The 18,283-nt window shown below is 64.9% G+C and carries 11 protein-coding genes; 4 read left to right on the forward strand and 7 right to left on the reverse strand.

From position 1 onward, the window contains the following. Positions 1-11: 11 nt before the first annotated feature. The 4 genes from ONG87_RS09730 to ONG87_RS09745 form a co-directional block, all read right to left on the reverse strand. A complete protein-coding gene (locus ONG87_RS09730; RefSeq protein ID WP_264382764.1) occupies positions 12-1,142 on the reverse strand; it encodes a lactonase family protein in 1,131 nt (376 codons plus the stop codon). 116 nt (positions 1,143-1,258) lie between these two features. Continuing rightward, positions 1,259-9,607, reverse strand: coding sequence for a glucoamylase family protein (locus tag ONG87_RS09735; protein WP_264382765.1), 8,349 nt, complete (start codon positions 9,605-9,607; stop codon positions 1,259-1,261). A 92-nt stretch (positions 9,608-9,699) separates the two neighbouring features. Continuing rightward, on the reverse strand, positions 9,700-10,005 hold the full coding sequence (locus ONG87_RS09740; RefSeq protein ID WP_122477040.1) for a DUF6482 family protein: 306 nt from the start codon (positions 10,003-10,005) through the stop codon (positions 9,700-9,702). Between the two features lie 126 nt (positions 10,006-10,131). After that, entirely contained in the window at positions 10,132-11,205 is a 1,074-nt protein-coding gene (locus tag ONG87_RS09745; RefSeq protein ID WP_192056286.1) for an FUSC family protein, read from the reverse strand. Between the two features lie 118 nt (positions 11,206-11,323). Between ONG87_RS09745 and ONG87_RS09750 the strand changes: the two genes are divergently transcribed. The 4 genes from ONG87_RS09750 to ONG87_RS09765 all read left to right on the forward strand — a co-directional run bounded on the left by ONG87_RS09750 (position 11,324) and on the right by ONG87_RS09765 (position 15,473). Then, positions 11,324-13,135, forward strand: coding sequence for an ABC transporter ATP-binding protein (locus tag ONG87_RS09750; protein ID WP_122476983.1), 1,812 nt, complete (start codon positions 11,324-11,326; stop codon positions 13,133-13,135). Positions 13,136-13,353: 218 nt separating this feature from the next. Next, entirely contained in the window at positions 13,354-14,262 is a 909-nt protein-coding gene (gene glsB, locus ONG87_RS09755; RefSeq protein WP_122476984.1) for a glutaminase B, read from the forward strand. Positions 14,263-14,391: 129 nt separating this feature from the next. Beyond that, on the forward strand, positions 14,392-14,997 hold the full coding sequence (locus ONG87_RS09760; RefSeq protein ID WP_122476986.1) for an SCO family protein: 606 nt from the start codon (positions 14,392-14,394) through the stop codon (positions 14,995-14,997). Continuing rightward, positions 14,997-15,473, forward strand: coding sequence for a copper chaperone PCu(A)C (locus tag ONG87_RS09765; protein WP_264382766.1), 477 nt, complete (start codon positions 14,997-14,999; stop codon positions 15,471-15,473). The genes ONG87_RS09760 and ONG87_RS09765 overlap by 1 nt, the downstream gene beginning before the upstream one ends. A 47-nt stretch (positions 15,474-15,520) precedes the next feature. Here ONG87_RS09765 and ONG87_RS09770 read toward each other — a convergent pair whose 3' ends face one another. The 3 genes from ONG87_RS09770 to ONG87_RS09780 form a co-directional block, all read right to left on the reverse strand. After that, positions 15,521-16,051, reverse strand: coding sequence for a Dps family protein (locus ONG87_RS09770; RefSeq protein ID WP_122476990.1), 531 nt, complete (start codon positions 16,049-16,051; stop codon positions 15,521-15,523). 128 nt (positions 16,052-16,179) lie between these two features. After that, a complete protein-coding gene (locus ONG87_RS09775) occupies positions 16,180-17,571 on the reverse strand; it encodes a heavy metal sensor histidine kinase (RefSeq protein ID WP_264382767.1) in 1,392 nt (463 codons plus the stop codon). After that, positions 17,564-18,238 carry a heavy metal response regulator transcription factor gene (locus tag ONG87_RS09780; RefSeq protein ID WP_122476993.1) on the reverse strand — a complete coding sequence of 225 codons (675 nt, stop codon included), beginning with the start codon at positions 18,236-18,238 and terminating at the stop codon, positions 17,564-17,566. The genes ONG87_RS09775 and ONG87_RS09780 overlap by 8 nt, the downstream gene beginning before the upstream one ends. Positions 18,239-18,283: the final 45 nt, after the last annotated feature.

An 18,283-nucleotide genomic window follows, 5' to 3' on the forward strand; every position in this document is an offset into this window, starting at 1 on the left:
GCAGCAGCCGGTCAAGCGCCCGGCAGGTTCAACATCTCGATCCACAATGCGCCTTTGCCAGAAGGCGCTTCTGCCGTACGGGTCAGCGCACCCGCTGCGCCCACGGCATAGCTGCCTACCTTGTCGGCCTTTTCCCCGGTCACCAGCAACCAGCGTCCACTGGGCGAGAAGGCGATGTTGCGCGGCTGCTTCTCCTGCAGCGGGTAGTTGCCCTGGAAGCTCAGCGTGCCGCTGGCGGGATCGGCCTTGAACGCCGAGACCGAACTGGTGGTGCGTTCAGTGATGTAGATCAGCTGACCGTCAGGCGATACGCGAATGTCCGCAGCCCAGATACGTGGCGTCGGATCATCCTTGAGGTCGTTGTTGCCGGCATTGCGAATCTCGCCATGCACCAGGTTCAGCGACTTGGGCACGCCTTCGACATGGGCGACCTTGGTCAGGGCACCGGTCTGCGCGTCGATGGAAAAGCTGTCGACCGTACCGCTCAGCTCGCCCACTACGTAGAGAAACTTGCCGCCTGGCGCGAACGCGATATGCCGGGGGCCGCTGCCGGCGGTGACCGAGGCATGGCCGTTACCGATGGGTTCCAGGGTGCCGCTGCTGTCGTCCAGCGTGAATTGCAACACCTGGTCCACGCCCAGATTGCCTGCGTAGACGAAACGGTTGCTGGGGTCGCTACGCACGGAGTGGGCGTAGGGGCCGGTCGGGTAGACCTTGATGTCTTCGCCGGGACGGTGCTCGGCATCTATGGGTTGTACGGTCAGCACATTGCCGCCATAGGAAGCACCCATCAGGTAGCGGCCGGTACGGTCGGTGCTCAGGTAGGCCAGGCTGGCTGCCAGCGGGGCTTCGGCGGCGGCGTCCAGTTGGCCGCTGGCCGGGTCGATGCGATAGGCCATGACGCGGAACGGCTTGACCCGAAGGGCGGCGTACAAGGTCGAACCATCGGGGCTCAGGGCCATGGGATTGACCTGGTCGCCCGCGTGAGTCTGGTGCACCAGCGTCAGCGATCCGGTGTCTTCGTCCAGGCGGTACTGGGAAATCATGCCGTCCTCGGGGCTCGAGATATAGGCGAAGGTACTGGCCTGGGCCAGGCCGCCGGCGCAGCCGATGGCGGCGGCAAGAAGCAGATGTTTACGCATGGAAGAACCTCGGCTTTGTTGTTGTAGTCAGTCATCCTATGAGTGCGTGGTGACGAAGTAAAGCGTCCCGGCTGGGTACGCTGGGCCGATGGCCAGCGTGCCCAGTCAGGCGCTGCCTACAGGGTGTAGTGGACCAGATGCGGTGCCAATGGGATGCGCGCGACACCTTCATCCAGCACCAGTGGCTTACCGTCCAGCAGGCAGCCACGACCACCGTCGTCGCTGCGCTCCACACTGATGTGCACGTGCCCGCCGGGTACGCGAACCTGCACGCTGAACCCTGCCCACCGGGCCGCGACACCAGGGTCGAGCAGCAGCCATTGTCCCTCGCGGCGCACACCGAGAATGCCCTCGATGCCGGCGCGGTACATCCAGCTGGCCGAGCCGGTGTACCAGGTCCAACCGCCACGCCCGACATGGGGCGCAACCGAATAGACATCCGCGGCGATCACGTATGGCTCGACCTTGTAGCGTTGCACGCTGGCGGCGTCCAACGCATGGTTGATGGGGTTGAGCAGGTCGATCAACGCCAGTGCCTCATCACCGCGGTGCTGCCTGGCGAAGGCCAGGATTGCCCACATGGCCGCATGGCTGTATTGCCCGCCGTTTTCGCGCAGGCCGGGTGGGTACGCCATCAAGTAGCCGGGATCGTGCGGCGAGTGCTCGAACGGCGGAGTGAACAGCAGCGCGATGCCGTCTGCCGGTCGCACCAGATGCTCATTGACTGCGCTCATGGCCTGCTGGGCTCGTTCGGGCTGCGCGGCGCCGGACAGCACGGCCCAGCTCTGGGCGATCGAGTCGATGCGACATTCCGGATTGCCGTCGGCGCCCAGCCACGTGCCATCGTCGAACGTTGCGCGGCGATACCACTTGCCATCCCACGCGTGGGTTTCCAGCGCGGTCTGCAACTGCAGGTAGGCTTGCTGCCAGCGCTGTGCTCGCGGGCAGTCGCGCCGGGCGGCCAAGGGGATGAAGCGCTCCAGGCTGGCCAGCAGCATCCAGCCCAGCCAGACACTCTGGCCGCGACCCTGTTCACCCACCCGGTTCATGCCATCGTTCCAGTCGCCGCTGCCGATCAGCGGCAGACCCATGTCGCCCATCTGCTCCAGGCTGCAGTCCAGCGCCAGGGCGCAGTGCTCGTACAGGGAAGCGGATGACGCAGCGGTTTGCGGCAGGAAGAAGCGATCGGTTTCGCCGCTAGCCAGGGGTTCGCCTTCAAGGAAGGCGACAGGGGCGTCGAGCACCCCTTCGTCGCCACTGCTGCGAACGTACTCGGCGGTGCAATAAGCCAACCAGGCCCGGTCGTCGCTGATGCGGGTGCGCACCCCCTGACCGGAATGAGGCAGCCACCAGTGCTGCAGGTCTCCTTCGACGAACTGCCGACCTGCAGCGCGCAGCAGATGTTCGCGGGTCAGGTGCGGTGCTGCCAGGCTCAAGGCCAAGCCATCCTGCAACTGATCGCGCAAGCCGTAGGCGCCACTGGCCTGGTAGAACGCCGAGCGTGCCCACAGGCGGCAGACGATGGTCTGGTACAGCAACCAGCCGTTGAGCATGATGTCCAGCGCCCGGTCCGGGGTGCGCACCTGCACGGCTTCGAGCCTGTCGGCCCAGCTGTCGCGCACGCGTTGCAGCACACCGTCCAGATGTTCGTGGCGGTACTTGAGCACCAGACGCTGGGCTTGCTCCAGCGACGGCGCCTGGCCGACCAGCCATACCAGTTCGATCTGCTGCCCGGCTGCCAACAGCACTTCATGCTGCTGGGCGGCACAGGGATCGAGCCCGGCGGCGCTGGCGCCGGCCAACGGCGCCGAGGAGGCGAGCGCAGCCGGGGCGGCGTAGCTGCCGTGACGGCCAAGAAACTCGGTGCGGTCGGCCGTCCAGTGGCCGATACCACCGGCCAGGTCGGAAAATGCCACGCGTCCGGCAAAGGCGATGGCGCACGGGTTGCGTGCCAGCAGGGCCCCGGTACGAGCATCCACTTCGCTGATAAGCCCCGCGGCGGTGGCCGCGCGCGAGGTACCCAGCACCCATTCCAGGTAGCTGAACACACTGAGCCGGCGCGGTTTGTCGCTGAGGTTGCGCACGCTCAGACGGCTGATCTTGACGGCGTCCTCCAGTGGCACGTATTGCAGCAGACCCATGTGCAACTGGTTGGCGCTGTGCTCGAAGCGGCTGTAGCCGAACCCGTGCCGCGCACTGTAGCGCCCTTCGTCACGCACGGGCCATGCACAGGGCCCGGTGATGACGCCATTGGCGTTGTCGCGTACGTACAGGGCCTCGCCGCTGGCGTCGCCCACCGGGTCGTTGCCCCAAGGAGTGAGCTGGTTCTCCCGGCTGTTCAGCGCCCACGTGTACCCGGCGCCCTGGGTCGAGACCTGGAAGCCGAAGTTCTGATTGGCGATGACGTTCAGCCAGGGTGCCGGGGTACACGCGCCCCGGTCGAGTAGGGTGACGTACTCGCGGCCTTCATCGGCGAAACCGCCCAGGCCGTTGAAACACTCCAGCACTTCCTCGGCCGCCTCGGGGGCGCCGGCAGTAGCGGCAGCGCTCGTCGCCCGTTGCGGCCACTGCGCTTTGCGATCAGGTACGCCCTGGCTCGGACGCAGGCCGATCTGCGCATTGATGCATCCGCTGTGGGCGCGCAGCACCAGGCGCGCGGTGGCCAGCAACAGGCTGCGCGCATCGCCCGGCAACAGGTCGGCCCGCAGCGTGTACACCGTACCGCGGCTCAATACCGCGCTGGGTCCGGGTCGCGATTGACTGCTGCGCACTGCGGTTTCCACGGCAATCTGCAGGTCCTGCTGATAGCTGGCGTCACGCTCGTTGAGGATCACCAGGTCAGCGCTCAGGCGCTTCATTCGCCAGTATTCGTGGGCCAGCAGCAGTTCACGCACTTGCGGCAGATCTTCGATGTCGTCGATCTGCAGCAGTACGATGGGCAGGTCACCCGAGATGCCCAATGGCCACAGGCCGGCCTGGCTGCCTGCACCGCGCAGGATACTCAGCGCCGGTGCGCGCCATCGTGCGTCGGCGTACAACAGGGACGCGCTCAAGCGCTGGAAGTCGGCTGCCGCCTCGGCGTCGATATCCAGATGGCGCAGTTGCACCTGTGCCTGGGTCCAGGCCAGGGTCTTGGCGCGCTCGTAGGCGCTGTGCTCATGGTGCTTGTCGATCAGGCCCAGCAGCGCTTCGCGGCTGTCGGCCACCACGGTCCAGAAGGCGATGTCCACGCTCTGGCCTGGAGCAATGCTGAGGCAGTGACGCAGGGCGAACAGCGGGTCGAGCACCGTGCCGACGCTGTTGGACAGTGTTGCGCCGGACTTCAGGGCGCTGGCCTGGAGCAAGGTGTGCTCGCGGCCGAGAAAGGCGGCGCGGTCACTTTCGTACTGCACCGGGCCGTCCAGTGGCGTGTCGAGTACTGCGAAGTGAGCGGCCCAGACCTGCGGCTCCTCGCTGCCGCGCGGCCGCCGGGTAGCCACCAACGCGGCATATTCGGGCAGGTACTCGGTGACCACGAACAGCTTGGCAAAGGCCGGGTGAGCGCTGTCGGCCGAAGCGGCGCCCAGTACCAGTTCGCTGTAGGTGGTCAGTTCCACGGAGCGGGTCCGCTCGCTGCGATTGGTCAAGGTGAGTGAGCGCACTTCGCTGTCGTCCTCGCCCGACACCAGCACGGTCAATGTGCTGGTCAAACCGTCGCGGTGGCTGATGAACTGGGCATGGTCCTCGGCGAACGTGACCTCGCCCAGGCAACCGTGCGCACGGGTGTCGGCAGCGGACCACAGGGTGTCCCGATCCAGATCACGCACGAACACGAACGAGCCCCACGGGTCCAGTACCGGATCTTCGCGCCAGCGCGTCACGGCCAGATCGCGCCAGCGACTGTAGCCAGTCCCGAGACCGGTCAACATCACGCAATAGCGCCCGTTGGAGAGCAGATGAGTGATCGGCGCTGCCACCGGCAGGCCATCGAGGGCGCGCTGGGTACGACCTTCCAGCGTCTCTGCGGCGACGTTATGGCCGTGTTCGGCAGCTGCTTGCAGGGCTGCGACATTGGCGGGCATGCGCTCTTGCAACAACAGCTCGCTGGCCTGGATCATCGGTTCGCGGTGAAAGCGCTCGCGCATGGCACCGTCGAGCAGCACGTTGGCGATGGCCACCACTGTCATGCCCTGGTGGTGAGCCATGTAGTTGCACACGATTGCCTGCGAAGTGTCCTCGGGCAAGCGTGTCGGGGTGTAGTCGACCGCTTCGTAGAAACCGTACTGGCCGAGCGCGCCCAACGCGCGCAGGGTGGCGAAATTGGCCCAGGCGCCGGGAGCGTCGACCATCGCGGCCAATGCCGTGGCATAGGGTGCGATGACCTGGTCGTCGGCCAGCCCGCGCTTGAGCCCGAGGCCGGGCACGCCGAAGTTGGAGTATTGATAGGTGAATTCCAGATCGCGCGCATTGTAGGCCGATTCGGAAATCCCCCACGGGATGCCCAGCGACTTGCCGTAGGCCTGTTGACGCTCCACCACCAGGCGTTGTGTCTGGGTCAGCAGGCTGCCGGCGGGGGCGCGCATCACCAGGGACGGCATCAGGTACTCGAACATCGACCCGGACCAGGAGATCAGGGCCGAGCCATTGCCCAACGGTGTGGCACTGCGGCCCAGGCGGAACCAGTGCCGCGTGGCGACATCGCCCTTGGCGATGGCGAACAGGCTGGCCAGGCGTGCCTCGGAAGCCAGCATGTCATAGCAGTTGCTGTCCAGCTGCTGCTCGGCGACGCGGTAGCCGATCGACAGCAACTGCCGCTTGCGGTTGAGCAGAAAGCCGAACTCCATGTCCATGGCCATGCGCCGCGCGTTATCGGCCAACGCTCGCAGGCGCGCCGAGGTGTCGCCGTGCAGTTGGCGGTCATCGAGGTGAGCCGCGAACGCCTGTTTCAAGGCTGGCAGCCAGACGCCATTCCCAGGGCCGTCCGGGATTTCCCCCAACAGCCTGGCGACTGCCTGTCGACCGAGGTCGAACGGGGTCTGCAGGTGCGCCTGTATCTGGGTCAGCGGCTGGCTGCGCCCTTGTTCTTCAATGACCAGCAGGAGGGTGTCGTGCAGCCCGGAGGAGGGGTCCAGCGGACCTTGCTCGGCCCACTGTTCACAGGCATTGGCCAATGCGATCAAATGCCCGGCCAGATTGCCGCTGTCGACCGCCGACACGTACACCGGCGGCAGCGGGCGCAGATCCTGGGTGTCGTACCAGTTGTAGAAATGCCCGCGAAAGCGTTCCAGCGTCTGCATCACCGCCAGGCTCGCCTCCAGGCGCAGCAAGGTCTGGCGGGTGCCGGCCCAGCCGAAGTCCCGCGCACTGGCGGCCGCCAGCAGGTACAGGCCCATGTTGGTCGGTGAGGTGCGGTGGGCAACCACCGGGTGGGGCTGCTCCTGGAAATTGTCGGGCGGCAGGTGGTTGTCACCGGCCGTCACGAAGGTTTCGAAGTAGCGCCAGGTGCGTCGGGCAATCAGCCGCAGGTCCTGTGCCTGCGTGGCGTTCACGGGCGCGCAGGGGGTGATCGAACTGCTGCGGCTGACCCATTGTGCGATGAATGGGGCCGTCAGCCACAGCAGGGCAAACGGCACGATCAGCGCGGCATTGCCAGGCGCCTTGGCCAGTGCGACGGCGCAACCGGCCAAGGCCAGCAGCAGTCCCGGCGCCATGCGTCGAGCATGTGCGCCAAGGCCCGGGCGCGGCGCTGCGCCGGCCTGGGCGGCAGTGGTCCATTCCAGCAGCAGGCGCTTGCTGTGAAAGACCCGGTACACACTGCGGAAGATGGCATCGAGCATCGACCAGGCCTGGTCGGGCAACCACGCCAGGTCGAGCACGAACTGCCAACTGGCCAGGCGCAGGTCATGGGTCAGGCGCTGGCCATGGCTGCGCCAGAGTACCGCCGGGCGCTTGCGCGGCGCGGCCAGGAGCAGTGCCAACACGGCAGGCAGGGCGCTGCAGGCAAGCACGGCCAAAGTTGCGATCCAGGCCGCCGGCCCAGGCAGGCACCAGGCGACCAGCAGGGCGCCCAAAGTGGCCGGCGCCACCAGCGAACGACGCAGGTTGTCGATGATTTTCCAGCGACCAAGTGCCGGCAGTTGCGCTTTCAACAGCCATGGCAGCAACTGCCAGTCGCCTCTTGTCCAGCGGTGCTGCCGACGCATCGCAACGTCGACCCGCGCCGGAAAGGCTTCGACCACTTCGATCTCGCTGACCAGCCCGGCGCGCGCGTGAATCCCTTCGAACAAGTCATGGCTGAGCATGCTGTCGTCAGGTACACGGCCGTCCAGGGCGGCCTCGAAGGCATCCACATCGTAGATGCCCTTGCCCGTGTAGGACCCCTCGCCGAACAGGTCCTGATAGACGTCCGATACCGCTGCGGCATAGGGGTCCACCCCGCCTGGGCTGGAGAACACCCGCTGGTACAGGGAACCTTCGGCGTCGAGCGGCAGGCTCGGCGTGACCCGTGGCTGGAGGATGCCGTAGCCGGTGACTACGTTGCGTCCGTCGCGACTCAGCCGCGGTCGGTTGAGCGGGTGCGCCAACTTGCCCACCAGCCTCTGCGCGGCGTCGCGGGGCAGACGTGTGTCGGCGTCCAGGGTGATCACCAGCCGCACGTCTGCCGGCACGGTCTGCTCACCGAAACTGGTGTGCGCATCGCCGCGCAGCAGTCGGTTGAGCTCGTGCAGTTTGCCGCGCTTGCGCTCCCAGCCCATCCAGCATCCCTGTGCCGGGTTGTAGCGGCGCTCGCGGTGCAGCAGCATGAATCGCGCGCCGGCCTCGCCCGGACCGTGCCGCCGATTGAGTGTGGCCACGGCCGCATGGCCGGCCTCGAGCAGGGTCCGATCGTCGTCCCTGTGCTGTTCAGCGGCGTCACCGCCATCGACCAGCAAGGCAAAATACAGCTCGCCACAGTTGCCCGATAGGTAGTGCACTTCCAGTTGCCCGATGTCTTCCAGCAGATCTGCCTCGCTGCCCAGCAGCGTGGGCACAGCGACCAGGCTGCGCCATGGGCTGGGCACGCCTTCGAGCATGTCCAGCCCCGGCAGGGCGATGGCGCCGAAGGATCGTGTCACCGCGCGGTTCAGCAGGGCGCTGGCCAGCTGTGAGGCGGGCAGCGCGCCCAGCACCACCAAGGCCGTCAGCCACAGGGCCGGCGCGGCGGTCAGCAGTGCCACCAGGATGGCCAGCAGCCCGGCGGTCAGTGCCAGCAGCAGGCCGACATAGCCGCCAACGCCCAACTGCCGTTGCCAGCGCAGCCAGCGCAAGCCGACCGATGGATGGAAATCTATCGCCGCTTCCAGCAGGGGTCGGCCTTCGGCGATCAGTACGTGGCCCGGATCGGCTTCGCGTTCCTGCTCGGGCCTGGCACTGGTCAACTGCAGGGCCTGCTCGGCAATCTGCAGTTCGGAAAAGGTGGAGCCGCGTGCCAACTGTTCGATGGCACTGCGGTAGAGATTGCGTGTGGTGAAATCCATGGCGGCGAAACGGCTGCCCGCACGCAGCCTGGCGTCCACCAGGCTGACGTCTTCGAACCATTGCGCCCAGTCCAGTGACGAAATCTGCCGCAGGCTGGTGATCACGTTGCGCACACTGAGGTTGGAGGCACCCTGGCGCTGCTGGGCGTGACTGACGGCCTGGCCGACGCTGCTGTTCTGTTCGTGCAGGCGTTGTGCAAGCCAGGCCAGGGCCGGGGTGGTGATCGGGTCCTTGTCGCGCAGGCGCTTGGCCAATTGCGCGGCGAACAGTTCCGACAACGGCTCGGCGCTGCGGCTGCGGATGTCGTCGTCCAGCGCACTTTGCGCACAGCCGGCAGCGAACAGGCGGTCGGCCAGGGCTTCGGCATCCAGGCGGGCGAGGTCAGCGGCGGTGATCTGATCGGTCAGCCGTCGCAGATTTTCGATCAGCACGATCCGCAGGGTGATCGCCACCGCCCACAACTCGCCGATGGTCAGCGGCTGGACCTTTTGATAGGCGTCGATGAAGCGCTGCAGCGTCGCTGGATCGAAGAAGCTGTCGGTATGCGCGACGAACGCCCACGCCAGGCCGAACACCCTTGGGTAGCCGGCGAAGGGCCCGCTCGCCAGCTTGGGCAACTGGCGGTAGTAGCCTGCGGGCAGGTCCTCGCGGACACCGCGTACGTGCTCTTCGACCAGAGGGTAGTTGTCCAGCAGCCACTGGGCGGCGGGCACCACGGCGATTCCATCGGCCACCGCCGCTGCGCTGGCCCGGTAGGCCACCAGCAGCACCTGAGCGTTGTCCTTGAGGCGACGTTGCAACGACAACACCCGTGGCGGCCGGGCGCTCACGGTCTGCGCAGCAGCCAGGCTCTGGGCATGCTGTTCGAGGCGTTCGATACCGAACAGTTCTTCACGTACGGGGGCGGTGGCAAGCCAGGGATCGCTGCGCAGGGCAGCCCGGAAGGGGGTATTCAGAAACGCGTTCATGGCGGTTGTCCGTTACCCGAAGGGGCCATGCAGCATGGCACATCCAAGGATGTGCCATTGGACAGTTCGCCGTCGTTGCGGAGAAAAGCGGGTTACAGGCTGGAACGCAGGGGGATTTCTTCGCGCATGACCTGGTGGCCTTCTTCGGGGTTGCCGATCATTTCATCGTGGGCATTGCCCTGCACCAGAAACAGCTTGATATCGGCGACACCGGACAGCACCTTGCGCGCTTCCTCGACCGAGGCCACGTGCAGGGTCGCACCCTTGGCATCGGCCACCGGCTGCGACACGCCTTCCAGGATGGCGTGCAACACGTACGATCCACCTTCCATGGACACCAGGTTCACTTCGCTGACCTCGCCATTGTTGACGTGACTACTCAATTTATCGATGTTCATGCACGACCTCGAAACGGCGTGATGGACCGGAATGGCCATCGCTCTTGCCTCATGCAAGGTTTGAGGCGGCCCACACCAGCGGAGTTCAATCCAGTGGCGGTGTGCTGCCCATGGCGGCAACCCAGGTCAGATCTTCCAGCGCCCGGCGGTCTTGGCCAGCAGTTGCTGCAGTCCATCGAGGTTGTTGACCAACTGCAGGGTCAACAGGCGATAGCCGATCAGCTCACCGGGCACCACATTGGGCGCGTCGGCATCGACGCTGGCATAGTTGCGCTCGAGCCGCTCGGTGGCACCGTCGCGCAGCGCGCGGGCCATGCCCACCAGTTGTCGACGAATATGCCGGTGTTCACCGCTCAGGCACTGCTGCAATTGCGCCATGGCATTGCGGTCGGTGCCGCTGGGGCGCAGGTTGGCGAGGATTTCCAGGGTGCTCAGGCACATGCGGAAGTGGCCCTGGATCGCGTCCAGCTCGGTCATGGAAATCTTCACTTCCTTGGACACCGACGGCAGCAGCGAGCGCAACTGGACCATGTTCGCGTTGAGCTTGGACATCAGCTTCAAGTGCTCGTCGGCCGACACCGGCTGGCCGCTGACGATGCGGCTGTGGATGGTCGCGCAGCCGCGCAGTCCGGTGGCCAGGTTGTAGCGCCACGAATACACCGCATACAGCGGCAGGGCGAATGAGAACGCCAGCGCCAGGGCGATACCGATGAGAATGTCCACGGTGCGCCACAGGCCATCGGTGATCGGGTTATCGCCATGGCCGGCGACGATGAACAAGGTGATGGCCGAGAGCAGCGCGGTATAGCCGCCCTTGCCGATGGCGTGGTAGGCGAAGAAGCCGCACGCCACCGACATCAGCAGGTAGGTCACGATGGGCATTTCGAAGTAATTCTGCTGGGCCACCACCGCCAGCCCGAGCGCGGCACCGATGAGCGTGCCGTAGGCACGTTCGACCGATTTCTTGCCGATGTTGCCGTGATGCTGCAGGCCGCCAATGACGATCAGCAGGGTGACCGAGGCCCATTCGCCGTGGGGCAGGCTGAAACCGCTGGTCAGCAGGATGGACACCAGCAGGGCGGCGACGATGCGCGCCGCGTGGATCAGGCGGGCATGCCGGTAACGGCGGTAGGGATCGAGCAATGGCCGCAGGACGCGACGCAACCAGACGGGTAGGGCGATAGATTTGAATGCATTCATCCGTTAAATGACCATGGGTGCCTGGAATAAGTCCGCCACGCAGTTGTCGACTTTGGGCTGGAACCTAAATTGTGTCATGGCCGCGGCCATATATCTCGTTCAAGGAATGCTTTCGTCGATGCCTGCCTTTTCCCGCCTCAAGACTTTTCTGGGCCAGGCCCGGCGCGCCCTGCAGTTGGTGTGGGCGACCTCGCCCGGCCTGTTGCTGGGGCTGGTGCTGGCCACACTGGCTGCGGGCATTCTGCCGGCACTGGCCGCCTGGCTGGGCCAGCGCATCGTCGATGCGGTGGTGGCTGCCATGCAGATGCACCAGCAAACCGGTGCGGCGCCCCTGTGGCCAGTGCTGCGCTACGTGCTGATGGAAGCCGGCGTGCTGGCATTGCTGGCCGCGGCGCAGCGCGGCCTGTCTGTGCAGCAGGCGCTGCTGCGGGTGCAACTGGGGCAGAAGGTCAATACGCTGATTCTGGAGAAAGCCCAGACCCTGTCGCTCATGCAATTCGAGGATTCGGAGTTCTACGACAAACTGGTACGGGTGCGCCGCGAAGCGTCCACGCGACCGCTGGCGTTGGTGAGCAAGTCGCTGGGGCTGGTGCAGAATCTGATCTCGCTGGTCAGCTTCGGCGTCTTGCTGGTGCATTTTTCGCCCTGGGCATTGGCGATTCTGGTGGTCGGCGCGTTGCCGGTGTTCTTCGCCGAAGCGCACTTTTCCGGGGATGCCTTCCGCCTGTTCAGTCGTCGCGCACCGGAGACGCGTCGGCAGAACTACATCGAAACGTTGCTTTCCCACGAAGGCTATATCAAGGAAGTGAAGCTGTTCGGTTTTGCGCCGTTGTTGCTGCAGCGCTACCGCGACACCTTCACCAAACTGTACAGCGAGGACCGCCGGCTGACCTTGCGCCGTGACGGCTGGGGCTTCGTGCTGGGGCTGCTGGGTACGGCGGCGTTCTACCTGGCCTACGCTTGGATCGTCATCGATACGGTGAACGGCCATATCACCCTGGGCCAGATGACCATGTACCTGGTGTTGTTCAAGCAGGGCCAGAGTGCGGTGAGCAGCAGCCTCACGGCGATCGGCGGCTTGTATGAGGACGGCCTCTACCTGGCTGACCTGTATGACTACCTGGCCTACCCGGTGCAGCCTGCGCAAGGCGATATCACCCAGGGCGTGAAGCCCGGCGATGGCCTGCGCTGCGAAGGGCTGGGTTTCAGCTATCCCGGCGCGAGCCGCGCGACGTTGCAAGGCATCGACCTGCATCTGGTACCTGGCAAGAGCCTGGCGCTGGTGGGCGAAAACGGGTCGGGCAAGACCACCTTGATCAAGCTGCTGACGCGTCTGTACCGTCCGGACCAGGGGCGCATCCTGCTCGACGGCAGCGACCTGCAGGAATGGCAGGAAGACGCGCTGCGTCAGCGTATCGGCGTGATTTTCCAGGATTTCATCCGCTATCAGTTCAGTGTCGGGGAAAACCTGGGGGTCGGTGATACGCGCGCGTTCGACGACACGCAGCGCTGGCGCGAGGCAGCGGTGCAGGGCACGGCCGAGCCGTTCATCGAAGGTCTGGAGCACGGCTATGCCACGCAGTTGGGACGCTGGTTCGCGGGCGGCCAGGAGCTGTCCGGCGGGCAATGGCAGAAGTTGGCCCTGTCCCGCGCCTACATGCGCCGCGATGCCGACATCCTGATACTCGATGAGCCCACCGCAGCGCTGGATGCCAGCGCGGAAGCGGCAGTGTTCGAGCATTTTCGCGAGTACGCCCAGGGCCGCATGACGCTGCTGATTTCCCATCGCTTTTCAAGCGTGCGCAACGCCGATCATATCGTGGTGCTGGAACAGGGCAGGGTGCTGGAGCGCGGCGATCATGAACAATTGATGGCCCAGCGCGGACGCTACGCGCAACTGTTCGACCTGCAGGCGCGGGGTTATCGCTGACAGGCCTACCGCATAACGCCCTTCGCGGCCGATGACCGCTCCTACAGGGGAAGCGCAATCCCTTGTAGGAGCGGTCTGCGGCCGCGAAAGGTGCGCTGCGGTTTTACCGGTTCACCGCGTGCCATTCTTCGCGGGCAGAGCCCGCTCCCACAGGGGGGGCTGTGATTCGTAGGCGAGAGCGGCCGTCTATGGCTTGATCCCATGATGCGAGTAGCCCGATGCAAGCGCTTTTGGTTGAGATACTGGATGCCGTCCGCCCCCTGATCGGACAAGGCAAGGTTGCCGATTACATCCCGGCACTGGCCGATGTGCCTGCCGCGCAGCTGGGCATTGCCGTCTACGGCAACGACGGCGAGGTGTTCAGCGCAGGCGATGCGCACACGCCGTTTTCCATTCAGAGCATCTCCAAGGTGTTCAGTCTGGTCCAGGCGATTGGCCACTCGGGCGAAGACATCTGGCAGCGCCTGGGTCACGAACCCTCCGGACAGCCCTTCAATTCCCTGGTGCAGCTGGAGTTCGAGCGCGGTCGGCCGCGTAACCCGTTCATCAATGCCGGTGCGCTGGTGATCTGCGACATCAACCAGTCGCGCTTTGCCGCACCGGCGCTGTCCATGCGTGACCTGGCCCGACGGCTGTCGGGCAACCCCCAGGTGATCGTCGACGGTCGGGTGGCGGAGTCGGAGTACCAGCACCGCGCGCGCAACGCTGCCATGGCCTACCTGATGAAGTCGTTCGACAATTTTCACAACGATGTCGAAGCCGTGCTGCGCAGCTATTTCAGCCACTGCGCACTGCGCATGGACTGCGTCGACCTGGCTCGCGCGTTCTGCTTTCTGGCCAATGATGGCTACTGCAAGCACAGTGGCGAGCAGGTGTTGAGTCGGCGCCAGACCCAGCAGGTCAACTCGATCATGGCCACCAGCGGTTTGTATGACGAGGCCGGCAACTTTGCCTACCGCGTCGGCTTGCCTGGCAAGAGTGGCGTGGGTGGCGGCATCGTCGCAGTGGTACCGGGGCAGTTCACCGTCTGCGTCTGGTCGCCGGAGCTCAATCCTGCCGGAAATTCCCTGGCCGGCATGGCGGCCCTCGAGCTGCTCAGCGAACGGATCGGCTGGTCGGTCTTCTAGAACTGCGTGGAGTCACGGCACATCCATAGGAGCGATCATCGGCCGCGATTAAACAAAATGTGACAGGTTGCGGTGCCCAAGTGTGGCGTTGGCCTTTAAACTGCGGCCCTCTCCAGAGGGCACAATGGCATGAACGATTTTCCGACCCGCCGTCGAGTACTCGCCGGCATGGGCATCCTCGGTCTCGGCGCGCTGGCCGGATGTGGCGACAGCAACAAGCTGTCGTTCAAGCACGGCAAAGACTTGAGCAACGAGATCCTCGGCCGCACGTTCCGGCTGAAGGATCCGCAGGGCAACGAGAAGACCCTGTCCAGCTTCCGCGGCATGATGCCCATGGTCTTCTTCGGCTTCACCCAGTGCCCGGCCGTCTGCCCGACCACCCTGGCGCGGGCGGTCCAGGCCAAGAAGCTGATGGGCCGTGATGGCGACCGCCTGCAGGTGATCTTCATCACCCTGGACCCCGAGCGCGACACCCCCGAAGTGCTCGACGCCTACGTCAAGCTTTTCGACCCCACCTTCGTGGCCTTGCGCGGCACTCTGGAACAAACCGCCGATGTCGCCAAGGAGTTCAAGGTGTTCTACGAAAAGGTCCCGATCGGCGACACCTACACCATCTCCCACACCTCGACCAGTTACGTCTTCGACTCCCGCGGCGTGCTGCGCCTGGGGTTGTCCCATTCCCTCACCGCACAAGAGTGCGCCGAGGATCTGCTCACCGTAATGGAAGTCTGCTGATGAAACCCGTTGCCAAGAAGAACACCGTCCGTCAACTCGCCACGCTCCTGGCAGCCCTGAGCCTGACCGGCTACGCCATGGCCCAGACCACGGTCGAAGATGCCTGGGCGCGCGCCACTGTGCCAGGGCAACCCGCTACAGGTGCGTTCATGATCCTCACAGCGGACTCCGACAGCACCCTGATCAGCGTCCAGTCACCCGTCGCCAAAGACACGCAAATCCACCAGTCGACCATGAACGGCGATGTCATGAGCATGCTCCCGGTCGACGAAGTCAGCCTGCCTGCGGGCGAGCCCGTGGTATTCGATGCCAATGGCTATCACGTGATGCTGATGGGTTTGATAACGCAGGTGAAGGAGGGCGACGCAGTGCCATTGACCTTGAAGATCAAGAACGCACAGGGGGAGGAGGAAACTGTGGAAGTCGAAGCCGTGGCCAGGGCACTGAATGCCCCCGACCACGCTCATGCTCACTGATGCAATGACGCGGGGCTGATGCCAGCGTCAAACACCCACCATAGGCATTACTTGCCGACGGTCTGACCCAGGAACCAGGCGCGTTCTTCGGCCTGGTCGATCCACTCTTCTAACAGGCTGGTAGTGGACAGGTCGTTGGCTTCGTCGGTGACGCCGTGGGTGGTACGCATGTAGGCAGCCAGCGACTGGTTGTCGTCATGCAGCTCGGTCAGCATGTCTTCTGGCGACAGGTCAGCCACTTCGCTGCTGGCCAGGCGCTTGAGTTGCACCATCTGCTCCAGCGAACGTACGGTCGGCTCGCCGATCTTGCGGGCGCGCTCGGCAATCACGTCGGTGATGGCGTAGATCTGGGTCGCTTGCTCTTCCAGCAGCAAATGATAGTCGCGGAAGTGCGAACCTTTCATGTGCCAGTGGTAATTTTTGGTCTTGATGTACAGCGCGAACACGTCAGACAGCAATACTGCCAGTTCCTGACCGACCTGGGCCTGGTTCTGCAAGCTGGCGCCTTCGCCTTTCTCGGCCTTGGCCTTCACGGACGATACGGTCTTGAGTTCCTGTTTCACATTGGCAACGGCCATTTGAAATCTCCTGGTACGGGTTTGCGGGATTGGGTCTGTAACCACTATGGAAATCGACCGCAGGCAAACCGGTATTGCTCAGAGATATTTTCTATCCAGCCGATGAAGTGTCGCTATGACCCTTCGTTTCACGACTCCAAAGCGCCTTTATCGGGAAAACTCAAGGTGAAGCTGGTTACGCCTTCAGCGCTGTGGACACTGACGCTGCCGGCCACCAGAACCATGATCGACTGCACGATTGCCAGGCCCAGGCCACCCGAGTCTCCCGGTTCCGTGCGCGACGGGTCGACGCGGAAAAAACGATCGAACAATCGCGCCAGATGCTCGGGTGCAATGGTGTCGCCTTCGTTACGCACCGTCAGACCAACGAACCCAGCCTCGTCGTGGCGGCTGAGCAGCACCGTGGTGCCGGGGCGGGCATGGCGGACCGCGTTGGCGAGCAAGTTGCCCAGAGCCCGCTGCAGCAATTGCAGGTCGGTCTGCAGGGTGCCGTGCAGCGCGTGCTGCAGGGCGGCGCCGCGCTCGTCGGCGAGCAGCTGGAAGTAGTCACAGAGTTCTTCGCCCAGGTGGGTGAGGTCAATGGCCTGCAAGTGCACCGGCCGCTGCCCGTGGTCGGCACGTGCCAGAAACAGCAGGTTTTCCACCATGCGGTTCAGCCGCTCGTACTCTTCGATGTTAGAGCCGAGCAGTTCCCGGTATTCGTCCACGCTACGAGGCTGGTTGAGTGCCTGGCCGGTGCTGCCCAACAGGTTATGCAGCGGCGTGCGGATTTCATGGGCGAGGTCTGCGGAGAACTGCGACAGCCGTTCGAAGCCCTGTTCGAGCCGTACCAGCATGCCGTTGAGCGCCTGGATCGGCGCCTGCAGCTCCACCGGCGCGGCGGTATCGGCCAGTCGCCGGTGCAGATTGCGCAGATCGATCAACGCCAGCGCGTCGGCCATTTCGCGCAACGGCGTCAGGGCGCGACGCACCAGCAACAGGCCGATCACCCAGGCCAGCAGCGCCCCGGCAGCCACTGCCAGGTACAGGCGCAGTCGGTAGCTGGCCAGGATCGCCTCGCGCTCGTGCAGGCGTTTGCCGACCATCACCGTCAAGGCTTCGCCGGCCGGGCCGACAGCGTCGCCGGCCAGCAACGAGGCGCCGTGGTCCAGGCGAATGTCGGCCCGGCTCGGCCGCCGAGCCAGGCCGATGCGTGGTGGATCGCCCAAGGTTTCGCCGTGGGGGTTGATCTCGAACACCACACTGCCATCGGCGCGACGCACGCGCAGCACGCTTTCCTGATTGCCGAGCATGTTCTGATACAGCTGCGGACGCTGCTGCAGTGCGCCCAGGCTGTCGCTGTCGTGCAGCAGGGTACGCACCTGCTCGAGCCGTCCGAGCAGCGCGATGTCGTCGCGGTAGGCGATCTCGGCCGCCAGCGAACGGTAGAGAAACACCGCGACGACGCTCATCACCAGTGAGCAGACCACCGCCACGGCCAGCGCCAGGCGCCAGGCCAGGGAGTGACGGCGTTCACTCATCCAGGTGCTCCAGCCGGTAGCCCACGCCGCGCACGGTGTGAATCAGCTTGGGCATGAACGGGTCGTCGACTTTGGCCCGCAAGCGTCGGACCGCCACTTCCACCATGTTGGTGTCGCTGTCGAAATTCAGGTTCCACACCTGAGAGGCGATCAGCGTGCGCGACAGCGCCTCGCCGGGCCGGCCGATCAGCATGTGCAGCAGGGCGAATTCCTTGTTGGTCAGGTTGATGCGCTGTCCACCGCGGCTGACCCGGCGGCGCAGTACGTCCACCTCCAGGTCTGCCACCTGATAATGCTCGACCTCGCGCACCGCGCCCCGGCGCAGCAGCGTTCGCACGCGTGCCAGCAGTTCGGCGAAGGCGAACGGCTTCACCAGGTAGTCGTCGGCGCCCAGCTCCAGCCCACGCACACGGTCTTCGATGGCGTCCTTGGCGGTCAGGAACAGCACCGGTGTCGCGCCTTGCTGACGAATCAGCTTGAGCAACTGCCAGCCGTTCAGGCCGGGCAGCATGACGTCCAGGATCACCAGGTCATAGGGCTGCTGCTCGATCAGGTAGCGCCCATCCAGCCCATTGAGCGCCACGTCCACGGCAAAGCCGGACTCACCCAGGCCCTTGGCGAGAAAATTCGCCGTTTTCGCTTCGTCTTCAACCAGCAACACACGCATCGTTCAGCTCCTGTACCCGCGCATAGGCTAGGCCCCCGGCGGCCG

The organism is Pseudomonas sp. MM227, assembly GCF_947090715.1.
Lineage (GTDB): Bacteria > Pseudomonadota > Gammaproteobacteria > Pseudomonadales > Pseudomonadaceae > Aquipseudomonas > Aquipseudomonas baltica.